Below are 12,617 nucleotides of genomic sequence, written 5' to 3'. Positions count from 1 at the left end.
TTACCATGGACGGGTGAACTGGACCGTCGACGTACCCATCGACCAGCTGCCGGATCTTCCGCCGCTGCCCGAGGATCTGCGGCAACGGCTGGACGCGGCGCTCGCCCGGCCGGCTCTGCAGCAGCCGGGTTGGCCCGCTGATCAGGCGAAGGCGATGCGGACGGTGCTGGAGAGCGTTCCGCCTGTCACGGTGCCGTCGGAGATCGAGCGGCTCAAGTCGCAACTCGCCGACGTCGCGCAGGGTAAGGCGTTCCTGCTGCAGGGCGGCGACTGCGCCGAGACGTTCGTCGACAACACCGAACCCCACATCCGCGCCAACATCCGCACGCTGCTTCAGATGGCGGTGGTGTTGACCTACGGCGCCAGCATGCCGGTGGTCAAGGTGGCGCGGATCGCCGGCCAGTACGCCAAGCCCCGTTCGGCCGACATCGACGCGCTGGGTCTGAAGTCCTACCGCGGCGACATGATCAACGGGTTCGCGCCCGACGCCTCGGTGCGCGATCACGATGCGTCCCGACTGGTTCGCGCCTACGCCAACGCCAGTGCCGCCATGAACCTGGTGCGCGCGCTGACCTCGTCGGGGATGGCGTCGCTGCAGAAGGTGCACGACTGGAACCGGGAGTTCGTCAGGACATCGCCGGCGGGGGCACGGTACGAGGCGCTGGCCGGAGAGATCGACCGCGGGCTGCGATTCATGAGCGCCTGCGGTGTCGATGACCGCAACCTGCAGACCGCCGAGATCTACGCCAGCCACGAGGCGCTGGTCCTCGACTACGAGCGCGCGATGCTGAGGATGGATGCTGAGGCGGAGGGCGGCCCGAAGCTCTACGACCTGTCGGCGCACTACGTGTGGATCGGCGAGCGCACCCGTCAACTCGATGGCGCGCACGTGGCGTTCGCCGAGGTGATCGCCAACCCGATCGGGGTGAAGATCGGCCCGACGACCTCGCCGGAGTTGGCGGTCGAGTACGTGGAGCGACTCGACCCCCACCACGTGCCCGGCCGGCTCACGCTGGTCAGTCGGATGGGTAACGGCAAGGTGCGCGACGTGCTGCCGCCCATCATCGAGAAGGTCCAGGCCTCCGGGCATCAGGTCATCTGGCAGTGCGACCCGATGCACGGCAACACCCATGAGTCCTCCACCGGATACAAGACCCGGCACTTCGACCGCATCGTCGACGAAGTCCAGGGGTTCTTCGAGGTGCACCATGCGCTGGGCACCCACCCCGGCGGCATCCACGTCGAGATCACCGGCGAGAACGTCACGGAGTGTCTCGGTGGCGCGCAGGACATCTCGGACACCGACCTGGCGGGTCGCTACGAGACGGCCTGCGATCCGCGGCTGAACACCCAGCAGTCGTTGGAGTTGGCGTTCCTGGTCGCGGAGATGCTGCGCGACTGATCTACAGCAGCACGCTCAAGTTGGTGCCGACCGTCCACGCCCCCGCGGCGGCCAGGCCGGCCAGCGTGATCACCGCGACCACCCAGAAGAACAGCACCCGTCTGGCCCGCTGCCGCGCCCAGTCGAACTCCGCCAGCTCGATACCGGCGAATCGCTCTGCGGGGGGCTGGTATTCGTCGTCGGGGTCGAGCTCGTCGGCCGGCAGCTCGTCACGGGTGAACGCCCGGGTCTGGCGGCTCACAGGCGCGGCGCCGCGGGGCTTGCCGAGGTGTTCGGTGGCGTCAGCGGAGCTGTGGGATTCCACGGGCGCCATCGCGGAGTCGTGCGCCGCGGAGTTGCGTGGGGCAGGGACCCGGAAGTGCGGCAGGCCGAGTTCCCGCGCGATCACCTCGAGTTGGTCGAGCATCTCGGCGGCGTCGGCGAACCGCTGTGCCGGATCCCGCGCGGTCGCGCGACTCACGAGTTCGTCGAACTGCCTTGGCACGCCGCCGATCACGGAGCTGGGCGGTGCGACGTCGTGGTCCATTCGCTGGTACGCCACCGCCAACGTGGTGTCCCCGGCGAACGGCGTGACGCCGGTCAGCAGCTCGTAGACCAGGACGCCGACCGAGTACACGTCGCCGCGCGAGTCCGTGTCGCCCGTGCTCACCTGTTCAGGTGAGAGGTACGCCGCGGTGCCCAGAATCACACTGGTCGAGGTGATCTTGGCTTCGGCGACCGCGCGAACCAGTCCGAAGTCGGCGATCTTGACCTCGCCGACATCACTGATCAGAACGTTCTCGGGCTTGATGTCGCGATGTACCAGCCCCGCCTCGTGCGCCACGGCCAGGCCGCCGAGCACCGGCCGCAGCACCGCGGCCACGGCATGCGGGGGCATCGGGCCGCGTTCGCGGAGCAACTCCCGCAGCGTGCCTCCCTCGATCAGCTCCATCACCAGAAACGGATGCCGACCATCGATGCCCTGGTCGTACACCGCGACCAGCCCGGGATCCTTCAGCCGGGCCACCGCCCGCGCTTCACGCTGGAAGCGGGTCAGGAAGTGTTCGTCGCCGGCGTAGCGGGAGTCCATGACCTTCAGCGCCACCGGGCGGTCCAACCGCAGATCCAGTCCGCGGTACACCCCGGACATGCCGCCGGTGGCGATCAACGTGTCCACCCGGTACCGGCCGTCCAGCACGGCACCCGTGAGCGGGTCTGAGTGCTGGCTGGTCTCCATCGCACACATGTTACGAGCCGCGGTCCCATCGGCCGTCGGACCCGTCCGGTGGAACTAGACTCACTGCGGTGAGCAGCATTCCGACTGCCGATGACGTCCTTGACCCCGACGAGTCCGTGTACGACCTGCCCACAGTGGCGGGTCTGCTCGGTGTTCCGGTGACCAAGGTGCATCAGCAATTACGAGACCGACACCTTCTCGCGGTTCGCCGGGCCGGCACCGTGGTGATACCCAAGGTGTTCTTCGACGAGTCCGGGCACGTGATCAAGAGTCTGCCCGGCCTACTGGTCGTTCTCCACGACGGCGGGTACGAGGACACCGAGATCGTCCGGTGGCTCTTCACCCCGGATCCGTCGCTGACGATCACCCGCGACGGGTCCACCGAGCAGCAGGCTAATGCCCGCCCGGTTGATGCGCTGCGTTCGCATCAGGCCCGTGAGGTGGTTCGTCGCGCTCAGGCGATGGCCTACTGACGTCCGTCTCGGTCGCCGGGTCGGTTCTGGTGACCCAGTACCACGCTCCTGCGGCACACGCCAGAGCCATCAGCACGCGGACCCACGAGTACATTCCGTGTGCCCCGTCGGGGTTCCAGATCACCATGATCCACGTCGACAGCGCGGCGATCAGCGCAATCGCGCGCCGCGACTGTGCCAGTGCGGCGACCACCGCGAGCGGCCAGGTGTAGTACCAGGGCAGTGCTGCGGGCACGAAGAGCACCACCACCCCCATCAGCAGTGCGATCCCCATCAGCGCGTCCCGGTCGGTGCGCCGAAACCGCCACCACAGCAACGGTGCCGAGATCGCGATGGTGAGGATCCCGATGATGCGGGTGGTCTCGAGCACCGCATAGAAGTTCACCGGTACGAACAGGCCGACGACTGCGTTGATCAGGTTCGCCGTCGCGGTGGGCACCGTCAGCCAGTTGATGATCTTGACCGACCCGGCGAGTGCGGTGAGCCAGCCCAGGCCGACCCCGGCCGCCAGGGACAAGATCGCGAACACCGCGACGAAGATCAGTGTCGACCCGGCCGTGGCCAGTACGAATGCCTTGACCGATGAGTGGCCACGGCGATCCCGCAGTCTGCGGGCCCACACCCACACCATGAACGGAAGGGCCAGACCCGCCGTCGCTTTCACCGCCACCGCGACAGCGATCAGGGCGATGCCCGATACCGGGTGACCGCGGAAGCACAGGGCGATGCCGGCCATCATCAAGCCGACCATCAGCATCTCGTTGTGCACGCCGCCCATCAGGTGGATGAGCACCAGCGGGTTCAACACGCAGATCCACAGCGCGGCCGCTCCGTTCGCGCCGACGTGGCGGGCCACCTTGGGGGCCGCCCAGATCAGCAGCGCCAGGCCCGGGAGCATGCACAGCCGCAGCAGCATCGTCCCGGCGACGACGTCGTTGCCGACCAGCATCGTGACGAACTTCGCGACCAGGATGAACGCCGGGCCGTATGGCGCGGTGGTCGTCGTCCAGATCGGACTCACGTTGTCCAGCAACGAGTTCGGATTGTCGATCGGCCCGACGACGTAAGGGTCGAACCCGTCGCGCAGCAATGCGCCCTGAGCCAGATACGAATAGGTGTCGCGGCTGAACACCGGAACGCTCAGCAGCAGCGGGGTCAGCCAGAAGCCGGTGGTGGCGACCATCGTGTATTCGGTGGCGGTGCGGTCGATGACCCGGCGCCCCAACCACAGCCAGGCCACCAGCATCAGCGCCACGCCGCCCCACAGCAGCAGCGACGACAGCACGAGTCCGTGTCCGAACCGCAGCCAGGACATGTGCATCGACTCGAGGAGCGGATCGTGCAGACGGGTGCTGCCCGCACCGAGTCCGCCGACGGTGATCAGCACCGCGCCGAGTGCTCCCACCAGTGCGGGTCGGGCGTCCGACGACAGGGTGAAGTCCCTGAAACGGGTGAACCGCGGTACTACGCGTTGCGAAAAACGTTCTGACAGGCCGATTCTCGGGACCTGGGCCGGCGCTGGCGTCGTCATGCTCCTAGGCGGTCCGGTTCGCGGCCAATCTTGCGAGTTCGGCAAGTCCCGCCTTGGCCTGGAGATCGACCGGTGCGGCGTCGAGGATGTCGAGCGCCCGGCGGGTCAGCGTGTCGATCCTGCCCTCGACGGCGGCGAGCGCGCCCACCGACTCGATCACCTGGCAGAGGTCCTTGACCTGTGCATCGGTCAGATCGGTGCCGACGGAGGTGCGAAGCAGCCGGGCCCCGTCCGGGTCGTGCTTCTCGGCGAGCTCGATGGCCTCGGCCAGGAGCACGGTGCGTTTGCCGGATCGCAGGTCATCGCCGGAGGGTTTGCCGGTCACGGCGGGGTCGCCGAACACCCCCAGGACGTCGTCGCGCAGCTGGAACGCCACTCCCAGGCCGGTACCGAGTTCGTGGAAGGCCTCGAGGATCTCGGGGCAGTCTGCGGCGGCGGCGGCGCCGAGCTGCAGTGGGCGCGAGATCGTGTAGGAAGCGGTCTTGTAGATGTTGACGGTCAGGGCCGATGCGACCGTCTCCGCACCGCTGGACTCGGCGACGATGTCTAGGTACTGCCCGCCGAGAACCTCGGTGCGGATGGCCGCCCACACCCGTTGCACCCGCCGGTGGGCGTCGGCGTCGATCGCGGCCGAGGCGATGATGTCGTCGGCCCAGACCAGTGCCAGGTCGCCCAGGAGTATTGCCGAGGACAGGCCGAACTGCTCCGGCGAGCCCTGCCAGTTGTTGCTACGGTGCCGTTCGCTGAAGATCCGGTGCACGGTCGGCAGCCCGCGCCTGGTGGCGGAGGCGTCGATGACGTCGTCGTGCACGAGCGCACACGCGTGCAGCAGTTCCAGCGCCGAGAACAGCTTGAGCACCTCGGGGCCCGGCTCGGTGCCCGCTACCGCGCGCCAGCCCCAGTAGGCGAAGGCCGGGCGGAGGCGTTTCCCGCCGCGAAGGACAAATTCTTCGACGGCCTCGGTCAGCACCGCGTAGTCCGCACCGATGTACGCGGCATCGCGGCGGCGCTCGCGGAGATAGTCCCGCAGCTGTTCATTGACGGCCGCAGCCAGCTCGACGGCCGACGGTGCCGCTGCATCCACGCTCAGCGGGAGCCCCTTTCTACTTCGTCGCACGTCCGTCTCACCATGGCCCCCGAGTGTCTCAGAGTAGAGCCTGCGCGACTACTGCGGCTGATCCTGCGGTTCACCGAGTCGCGGGGAGCGATCCCGGCTCGTGTAGGCGAGTGCGCCGATGATGGCTGCGACCAGGAACGATCCCACCCCCAGCCAGATAGCCGCACCGGCGAACGACCGCGCGCTGGGATCGGTGTAGCGCGCCTGGGCGTTCATCGTGCTGACCACACCCGGCCGGAGTGTCCACTCGACGATCTCGGTGGAGATCTGATCTCCGTTGGTCGAGGTCACCTCACCGGGAAACGAGACGCTCAGCGACACGTCGGCCTCGGGGTCGCTGAGCGAGGTCAGGTCCGCGCGGCCTTCGAGGATGACCAGGTCGCCGGCGCGCCGCAACGAGATGTCGACACCGGCCGCGTCCCGGTTCATGCTCGCCAGTTGGGGCAGTTCGGCGAAGGTGAGGTCGGAGAACACCGCCTGGGTGCCCACGTAGTCGTCGCGGCTGTACTCGGAGACGGCGACTTTCTGCGCGAACGGCAGGCTGTTGAGCAGTTGCGGACCCTTGTCGTCGGCGTCGCGGGGGATTGCCGCGGCGACGATCTGACCCGATACCCGGTCGTCGGTGGAGACGGTCAGTGACGTCCTGATCCGTACGCAGCCGATCAGTGATGGCGCCACCACCAACAGCAGCAACACCAGTGCGAGGAGGCGCTTGCGGGTGCGGTGACGGGTCGGCACCAGGTCATCGTGCCAGACGGTCCACTACAACGGGAGAGAGCGACCCAGGATCGCGAACGCCCGGGGATCGCCCGCGAAGTGGTAGCCGCGGATGATGTCGGTGAAGCCGAGGCGCCGGTACAGCCGCCACGCTCGGTTCGCCTCTCCGTTGATCTCGGGGGTGGACAGCAGGACGTGCTGTTCTCCGCGGTCGCCGAGCAGTCGCCGCGCCAGGGCTTCACCCAGTCCGCGGCCCTGCGCGCTCGGGAGGATGTGGAGTTCGGTCAGTTCGAAGTAGTTGTTCATCAGGTTCGCGATACGGTCCTGACCTGCACCGCTGCGCCGCAGACCGGCCACCACCTGCTGCTGCCACCATTGATCGGGGGCACCGCAGTAGCCGTAGGCGACGCCGAGCAACGGGGCCGTGGCCATCGACGTCTCGCCGTTTCCCTCCGTGCAGTCGAGGGCGGCGACGGCTTTCCAGCCGCGTCGGCGGGTGTGCTCGAGCCACATCGACGCACGCTGATCCTCGGTTCCGCGCGGGTACCGCATGGCGTCGACATACACCGCCAGCGCATCGCTGAGCCGGTGCGCCATATCGCTTGGCGACAGTTCGATCAGAGTCGTCGCCAAGGATCTGTTCCTCCCGGTGGTCCGTCGTGGCCGCCGCCCATTATCCGTCGAAACGGGGCGTTGAGTGTCGGGCGGGCGTCGAGTACGAGAGGTGCCCGATCCCCTTGGCGATGTTCGTCATAGAATCGTGCGTCGAACAAGGTGGTCCCGCTCAGATTGACCTCGTATCATTACTGTTAAGTGCACGTACACGCGGGCACACTCCGACTTTGAACGACTGCGACGCCCCACGGCAAGAGGGAGGGACGAATGCCACTCTCCGAACACGAGCAGCGCATGCTCGACCAGATCGAGAGCGCGCTCTACGCCGAGGACCCCAAGTTCGCGTCCAGCGTTCGTGGCGGAACTCTGCGAGCACCGTCAACACGGCGCCGGCTACAGGGTGCTGCCCTGTTCGTGCTGGGGCTGGCGATGCTGATCTCCGGTGTGGCGTTCAAGGCCACCATGATCGGGAGTTTCCCCATCCTGTCCGTCATCGGCTTCATCGTGATGTTCGGTGCGGTGGTGTACGCGATCACCGGGCCCAGGGGCGGCGGAAAAGGGGAAGCGCCTGCCGACACTGCGGCGCCGCGGCAGAAGCGGACCAAGGGCGGCGGCGGCTCGTTCACCAGCCGCATGGAAGATCGCTTCCGCAAGCGTTTCGACGAGTAGCCGGTTTCCGGTAGCAGGGGCAGTCCGCAAGGGCTGCCCCTCTTTTTTGCCCCACTGCGCCCCACAGGGCGTGTCCTGCCGGTTCAGCTGGTGCTGAACTGGCATTTTGTGTCCCGGTGAGGCACATCAGGGGTGGGAGCTCCTCCGCAGTCGAGTGCATCCGACCTCGTGGGTGGGGGTGCCGACGAAACGCCACCCATTATTTGGAGCAAAGTGGGGGATTGTGGGGTAAAGTGGCGGACAACGGAGCGACCGGGGTTCCGTGGGGCGAAACGCGAGCGAGGTGGCGAGATGTTCTTCGGCACCTACACGCCAAAGCTCGATGACAAAGGGCGACTCACATTGCCCGCCAAATTCCGCGAAGCGCTGGCAGGAGGGTTGATGGTCACCAAGAGCCAAGATCACAGCCTGGCTGTTCATCCGCGGGCGGAGTTCGAGGAGATGGTTGCCGACATCTCGGCCAAGGCCAAACGCGGCAACCCACAGGCCCGCGCCTACCTTCGCAACCTGGCGGCCAGCACCGACGAGCAGTACCCGGACGCTCAAGGACGCATCACTCTCTCCGCTGAGCATCGTCGCTACGCGAATCTCACCAAGGAGTGTGTGGTGACGGGTTCGATCGGCTTCCTCGAGATCTGGGACGCCCAGGCGTGGAACGACTACCAGGAGCTACACGAAGAGAACTTCTCCGCGGCCAGCGATGAAGCACTCGGCGACATTCTTTGATCTGGCCACTGGCCCGCAGGCCCGTGCAGTGTGGCCTCTGCCCGAACCGGCCCTGACGTACTTCCCCGACGTCAGGTCCGCGCACTCGGGCAGGGACCTCACTGCAGGGGCCGCCACAATCCCTCGGGGTGCTGCAATGGTGGATGACGAGCCACATGTCCCGGTCCTGCTCGACCGTTGCGTCGAGTTGCTCGCCCCGGCGCTGACCCAGCGCGACTCCGCCGGGACGGGGGCAGTCCTCGTGGACGGCACCCTCGGTGCCGGTGGCCACGCTCAGCGTTTCCTGACCCGGTTCGAGGGCTTACGACTGATCGGCCTGGACCGCGACCCCGATGCGTTGCGGATCGCCGGTGAGCGTCTGGCGCCGTTCGGCGACCGCGTCACGCTGGTGCGCACCCGCTACGACGGCATCGCAGAGGCACTGGCCGAAAATGGGTTCCCCGCAGGGCATGTCGACGCAATCCTGCTCGATCTCGGGGTGTCGTCGATGCAACTCGACCGTCCCGAACGTGGCTTCTCCTACTCGACGGACGCCCCGCTGGACATGCGGATGGACTCAGAAGCGGACCTGACCGCGGCGGAGATCCTCAACACCTTCGACGAGAAAGCGCTGACGCGTCTGCTCCGCGAGTTCGGTGAGGAGCGCTTCGCCAGCCGGATCGCCCGCTACATCGTGCGCCGCCGCGCCGATGCGCCGTTCTCGACGACCGGTGAGCTGGTCGAGTTGCTCTACCAGGCGATCCCGGCACCCGCGCGCCGCACCGGCGGGCACCCGGCCAAACGCACATTCCAGGCACTGCGCATCGCGGTCAACGCCGAGTTGGAGTCGCTGCGGGACGCGGTTCCGGCGGCTCTGGCGGCGTTGCGTCCCGGCGGCCGGATCGTCGTTATGGCCTATCAGTCGCTGGAGGACCGGATCGTCAAGGGTGCCTTCGCCGCGGCGACCGCATCCCGGACGCCACCGGGCCTTCCGGTCGAACTGCCCGGGCTGGGGCCGGAATTCACCGCGCTGACCCGCGGTGCGGAACGTGCAGGGTCTGACGAGATCGAACGTAATCCACGAAGCGCCCCGGTTCGGCTGCGCGCACTGCAACGAGTTGGGGGAGAGTAGCGATGAAGGCAAAGCGGCCCGCACGCGGCGGTAACGCATCGAAGAAGAAGTCGCAGACGCGCGGCGGGCGCGTGAGCGCACGCGAAACGAAGCGGATGGTCGATGCGCCGCCGCGCCGGCGCAAGCCGACGCGCGATGCGCGCCCGCAGCGGTCGGCGCCGCAGACCAGCCCGATCCGTCGGCCGATGGACGTCCCGGCGCGGCCGAAGAGTGCCAGCCAGGCCAAGGCCCGCTCGAAGGCGCGCAAGGCCAAGGCGCCCAAGGTGGTACGTCCTCCACTTCGGCAGCGGATCCTGGTCAGGATCGCCTCCCTCGAGCTCAATCCGCGCACGCTCGTCGCCCGGGTGCCGTTCGTCGTCCTGATCATCGCAGCGCTGGGCACCGGCCTGGGCGTGACGTTGTGGCTGTCCACCGATGCCGCCGAACGGTCCTACCAGCTCGGCAACGCCCGCCAGGTCAATCAGACTCTGATGCAACAGAAGGAAGGCCTCGAGCGCGATGTGCTCGAGGCTCAGGCTGCGCCGGCGCTCGCGGAGGCCGCCCGGAATCTCGGCATGATCCCGTCGCGTGACACCGCACACCTCGTGCAGGATGCCGCAGGCAACTGGATCGTGGTCGGTACTCCCAAACCCGCCGAAGGCGTTCCGCCGCCGCCGTTGAACGCGCCGCTGCCGGACCCCGTGCCTGCCGCGCCGCCGGCCCCGCGGGTGGTGGAACCGCGCGAGGTGCCGGTGAGGCTGCCGCCGGTCACCGGTGAGCTCGTCCTACCGGGTGCGGTCCCGTCGGCACCTTCGGTTCCGCTCGGTGTCGCGCCGGGTGCGGTCCCGTCGGCACCCCTCGGGGTAGCGCCGGGGGGCGAGGTGCCGCATGCGGTTTCGGGCCAGTCGCCGACTCCGGGGCCCGTCCCGATGCTGCCCCCGGAAGCTCCGGGAGCGGTCGTCGCCCCGCCGGTCGTCGCCCCGCCGGCCGATCAGGCCGTTGCCCCGCCGGCCCTCGCCCCGCCCCCGGGGCCTGACGAATTCGCGCCGGCGGCGCTGCCGGTTCCGGGCGCGCCGGCATGAGCCGCGACGCAGGCCGCCGCAAGCCCGCGGCGACGCCGGAAAAGTCGGCGAAGTCGGCGAGAGTCGCGAAGACGGCGAAGAGCACCCCGGGCACGGAGCGCTCGGCCCGGTCCCGGCGCACCCGCCAGGCGGCACCCCAAAGCGGTTTGCGGAGCGCGTCATTCGTGTTCCGGCACCGCGCAGGCAATGCGGCGGTGTTCCTGCTTCTGGTGGTGGCTGCTGCCCAGCTGTTCACCCTGCAGGTGCCACGCGCTGAAGGTTTGCGCGCCGAGGCGGCCAGCCAGTTGAAGGTGACCGACATCGACGCCGCACTGCGCGGCGCGATCGTCGACCGCAACAGCGACAAGCTGGCCTTCACCATCGAGGCCCGCGCGTTGACGTTCCAACCTGTCAAGGTGCGTAAGGAACTGCAGGAGGCGTACGAGAAGAACGAGGTGACCGCGTCCGAGGCCCCCGACCCGGACCGTCGGCTGCGTGACATCGCGACCGAGGTGGCCACCCGTCTCGGCAACAAGCCCGACAGCGCGACGGTGCTCAAGAAGCTGCGCAGCAACGAGACCTTCGTGTACCTCGCGCGTGCCGTCGACCCGACCATCGCCGACGCCATCACCGCCGAGTTCCCCGAGGTCGGCTCGGAGCGCCAGGACCTGCGCCAGTACCCCGGCGGAGTGCTCGCCGCCAACATCGTCGGTGGCATCGACTGGGACGGCCACGGACTGCTCGGCCTCGAGGATTCGATGGATTCGGTGCTGGCCGGAACCGACGGTTCGGTCACCTACGACCGCGGTTCGGACGGCGTGGTCATCCCGGGCAGCTATCGCAATCGCCACGACGCGGTGAACGGCTCGTCGGTGATGCTCACCATCGACGACGACATCCAGTTCTATGTGCAGCAGCAGGTGCAGATGGCCAAGGACGCCTCCGGGGCGAAGAACGCGTCCGCTGTTGTGCTCGACGCCAAGACCGGTGAGGTGTTGGCGATGTCGAACGACAACACGTTCGACCCGTCGCAGGATCTCAGCCGTCAGGACAATCGCGAGATGGGCAACCTGGCGGTGTCGTCACCGTTCGAACCGGGATCGGTGAACAAGATCGTCACCGCCGCATCGGTCATCGAGTACGGGCTGTCCAACCCCGACGAGGTGCTGCAGGTGCCGGGCTCGATCAACATGGGTGGTGTCACGGTCGGCGACGCGTGGAAGCACGGAGTGATGCCCTACACCACCACAGGGGTGTTCGGGAAGTCGTCGAATGTCGGAACGCTGATGCTCGCACAGCGCGTCGGTGAACAGCGCTACGCCGAGATGCTGCGCAAGTTCGGACTCGGGCAGCGCACCGGTGTCGGGCTGCCCGGCGAGAGTGCCGGGCTGGTTCCGCCGATCGACCAGTGGTCCGGCAGCACGTTCTCCAACCTGCCCATCGGACAGGGACTTTCGATGACCCTGCTGCAGATGGCCGGGATGTACCAGGTGATCGCGAACGACGGTGTCCGCGTCCCGCCGCGCATCGTGAAGGCGACGATCGCCGCCGATGGCACGCGCACCGAGGAACCCCGGCCCGAAGGCGTGCGCGTGGTGTCGCCGGAGACGGCACGCACCGTGCGCAACATGTTCCGCTCGGTGGTGCAGCGCGACCCGATGGGCGTGCAGCAGGGCACCGGCCCACAGGCGGCGGTCGAGGGATATCAGATCGCGGGCAAGACGGGCACCGCCCAGCAGATCAACCCGGCGTGCGGCTGCTACTACAGCGACGTCTACTGGATCACCTTCGCGGGGATGGCTCCGTCCGACGACCCCCGCTACGTCGTCGGGGTGATGCTGGACGCGCCGCATCGTGCCGCTGACGGCTCACCCGGATCGTCGGGCGCACCGCTGTTCCACAACATCGCGTCCTGGCTGCTGCAGCGGGAGAACGTGCCGCTGTCGGCGGATCCGGGTGCGCCGCTGACACTTCAGGCCGGCTGAGCTGATCTTGCGGGC

12 protein-coding genes are annotated in these 12,617 nt (G+C 67.9%); 7 read left to right on the top strand and 5 right to left on the bottom strand.

The features are described from left to right. The first annotated feature begins 13 nt into the window (after nucleotides 1-13). Nucleotides 14-1,402 carry a 3-deoxy-7-phosphoheptulonate synthase class II gene (locus tag ABDC78_RS16565; RefSeq protein ID WP_178360051.1) on the top strand — a complete coding sequence of 463 codons (1,389 nt, stop codon included), beginning with the start codon at nucleotides 14-16 and terminating at the stop codon, nucleotides 1,400-1,402. Nucleotide 1,403: 1 nt separating this feature from the next. On the opposite strand, the gene ABDC78_RS16560 is transcribed toward ABDC78_RS16565, so the two are convergent. Further along, nucleotides 1,404-2,627, bottom strand: coding sequence for a protein kinase (locus ABDC78_RS16560; protein WP_178360052.1), 1,224 nt, complete (start codon nucleotides 2,625-2,627; stop codon nucleotides 1,404-1,406). Between the two features lie 59 nt (nucleotides 2,628-2,686). On the opposite strand from ABDC78_RS16560, the gene ABDC78_RS16555 reads away from it, so the two are divergent. Continuing rightward, entirely contained in the window at nucleotides 2,687-3,091 is a 405-nt protein-coding gene (locus ABDC78_RS16555) for an Rv2175c family DNA-binding protein (protein WP_178360053.1), read from the top strand. Here the strand turns inward: ABDC78_RS16555 and ABDC78_RS16550 are convergent. The 4 genes from ABDC78_RS16550 to ABDC78_RS16535 form a co-directional block, all read right to left on the bottom strand. Beyond that, the gene (locus tag ABDC78_RS16550) at nucleotides 3,012-4,622 is read right to left on the bottom strand and encodes an alpha-(1->6)-mannopyranosyltransferase A (RefSeq protein ID WP_178360054.1); all 1,611 of its coding nucleotides are present in this window, start codon (nucleotides 4,620-4,622) and stop codon (nucleotides 3,012-3,014) included. The genes ABDC78_RS16555 and ABDC78_RS16550 overlap by 80 nt on opposite strands. 4 nt (nucleotides 4,623-4,626) lie before the next feature. Then, on the bottom strand, nucleotides 4,627-5,706 hold the full coding sequence (idsA2, locus tag ABDC78_RS16545) for a bifunctional (2E,6E)-farnesyl/geranyl diphosphate synthase (RefSeq protein ID WP_178360313.1): 1,080 nt from the start codon (nucleotides 5,704-5,706) through the stop codon (nucleotides 4,627-4,629). 81 nt (nucleotides 5,707-5,787) lie between these two features. Further along, on the bottom strand, nucleotides 5,788-6,477 hold the full coding sequence (locus tag ABDC78_RS16540) for a DUF3153 domain-containing protein (protein ID WP_178360055.1): 690 nt from the start codon (nucleotides 6,475-6,477) through the stop codon (nucleotides 5,788-5,790). Between the two features lie 24 nt (nucleotides 6,478-6,501). After that, nucleotides 6,502-7,089: an N-acetyltransferase gene (locus ABDC78_RS16535; protein ID WP_178360056.1), complete on the bottom strand. Its 588-nt coding sequence runs from the start codon at nucleotides 7,087-7,089 to the stop codon at nucleotides 6,502-6,504. A 249-nt stretch (nucleotides 7,090-7,338) separates the two neighbouring features. Here ABDC78_RS16535 and ABDC78_RS16530 point away from each other — a divergent pair, with 249 nt between their 5' ends. The 5 genes from ABDC78_RS16530 to ABDC78_RS16510 all read left to right on the top strand — a co-directional run bounded on the left by ABDC78_RS16530 (nucleotide 7,339) and on the right by ABDC78_RS16510 (nucleotide 12,602). After that, nucleotides 7,339-7,740 (top strand): DUF3040 domain-containing protein, encoded by a 402-nt coding sequence (locus ABDC78_RS16530; RefSeq protein ID WP_178360057.1) that lies wholly within the window; start codon nucleotides 7,339-7,341, stop codon nucleotides 7,738-7,740. Nucleotides 7,741-8,031: 291 nt separating this feature from the next. Further along, nucleotides 8,032-8,466 (top strand): division/cell wall cluster transcriptional repressor MraZ, encoded by a 435-nt coding sequence (locus tag ABDC78_RS16525; RefSeq protein WP_178360058.1) that lies wholly within the window; start codon nucleotides 8,032-8,034, stop codon nucleotides 8,464-8,466. Continuing rightward, nucleotides 8,441-9,577, top strand: coding sequence for a 16S rRNA (cytosine(1402)-N(4))-methyltransferase RsmH (gene rsmH, locus ABDC78_RS16520; protein WP_178360059.1), 1,137 nt, complete (start codon nucleotides 8,441-8,443; stop codon nucleotides 9,575-9,577). Before ABDC78_RS16525 ends, rsmH begins: the two co-directional genes overlap by 26 nt. Before the next feature lie 2 nt (nucleotides 9,578-9,579). Continuing rightward, nucleotides 9,580-10,638, top strand: a complete 1,059-nt coding sequence (locus tag ABDC78_RS16515; protein WP_178360060.1) for a hypothetical protein — start codon at nucleotides 9,580-9,582, stop codon at nucleotides 10,636-10,638. After that, nucleotides 10,635-12,602: a penicillin-binding protein 2 gene (locus ABDC78_RS16510; RefSeq protein ID WP_178360061.1), complete on the top strand. Its 1,968-nt coding sequence runs from the start codon at nucleotides 10,635-10,637 to the stop codon at nucleotides 12,600-12,602. Before ABDC78_RS16515 ends, ABDC78_RS16510 begins: the two co-directional genes overlap by 4 nt. Nucleotides 12,603-12,617: the final 15 nt, after the last annotated feature.

Source organism: Mycobacterium sp. DL, assembly GCF_039729195.1.
GTDB classification, from domain to species: Bacteria; Actinomycetota; Actinomycetes; order Mycobacteriales; family Mycobacteriaceae; genus Mycobacterium; species Mycobacterium hippocampi_A.
This window is presented reverse-complemented; position numbering and strand designations above follow the sequence as displayed.

Coding starts and splice junctions, on each gene's coding strand:
- ABDC78_RS16560 (WP_178360052.1), bottom strand. CDS start 2,627: ATGTGTGCGATGGAGACCAGCCAGCACTCAGACCCGCTCACGGGTGCC.
- ABDC78_RS16550 (WP_178360054.1), bottom strand. CDS start 4,622: ATGACGACGCCAGCGCCGGCCCAGGTCCCGAGAATCGGCCTGTCAGAA.
- ABDC78_RS16530 (WP_178360057.1), top strand. CDS start 7,339: ATGCCACTCTCCGAACACGAGCAGCGCATGCTCGACCAGATCGAGAGC.
- ABDC78_RS16525 (WP_178360058.1), top strand. CDS start 8,032: ATGTTCTTCGGCACCTACACGCCAAAGCTCGATGACAAAGGGCGACTC.
- rsmH (WP_178360059.1), top strand. CDS start 8,441: ATGAAGCACTCGGCGACATTCTTTGATCTGGCCACTGGCCCGCAGGCC.
- ABDC78_RS16515 (WP_178360060.1), top strand. CDS start 9,580: ATGAAGGCAAAGCGGCCCGCACGCGGCGGTAACGCATCGAAGAAGAAG.
- ABDC78_RS16510 (WP_178360061.1), top strand. CDS start 10,635: ATGAGCCGCGACGCAGGCCGCCGCAAGCCCGCGGCGACGCCGGAAAAG.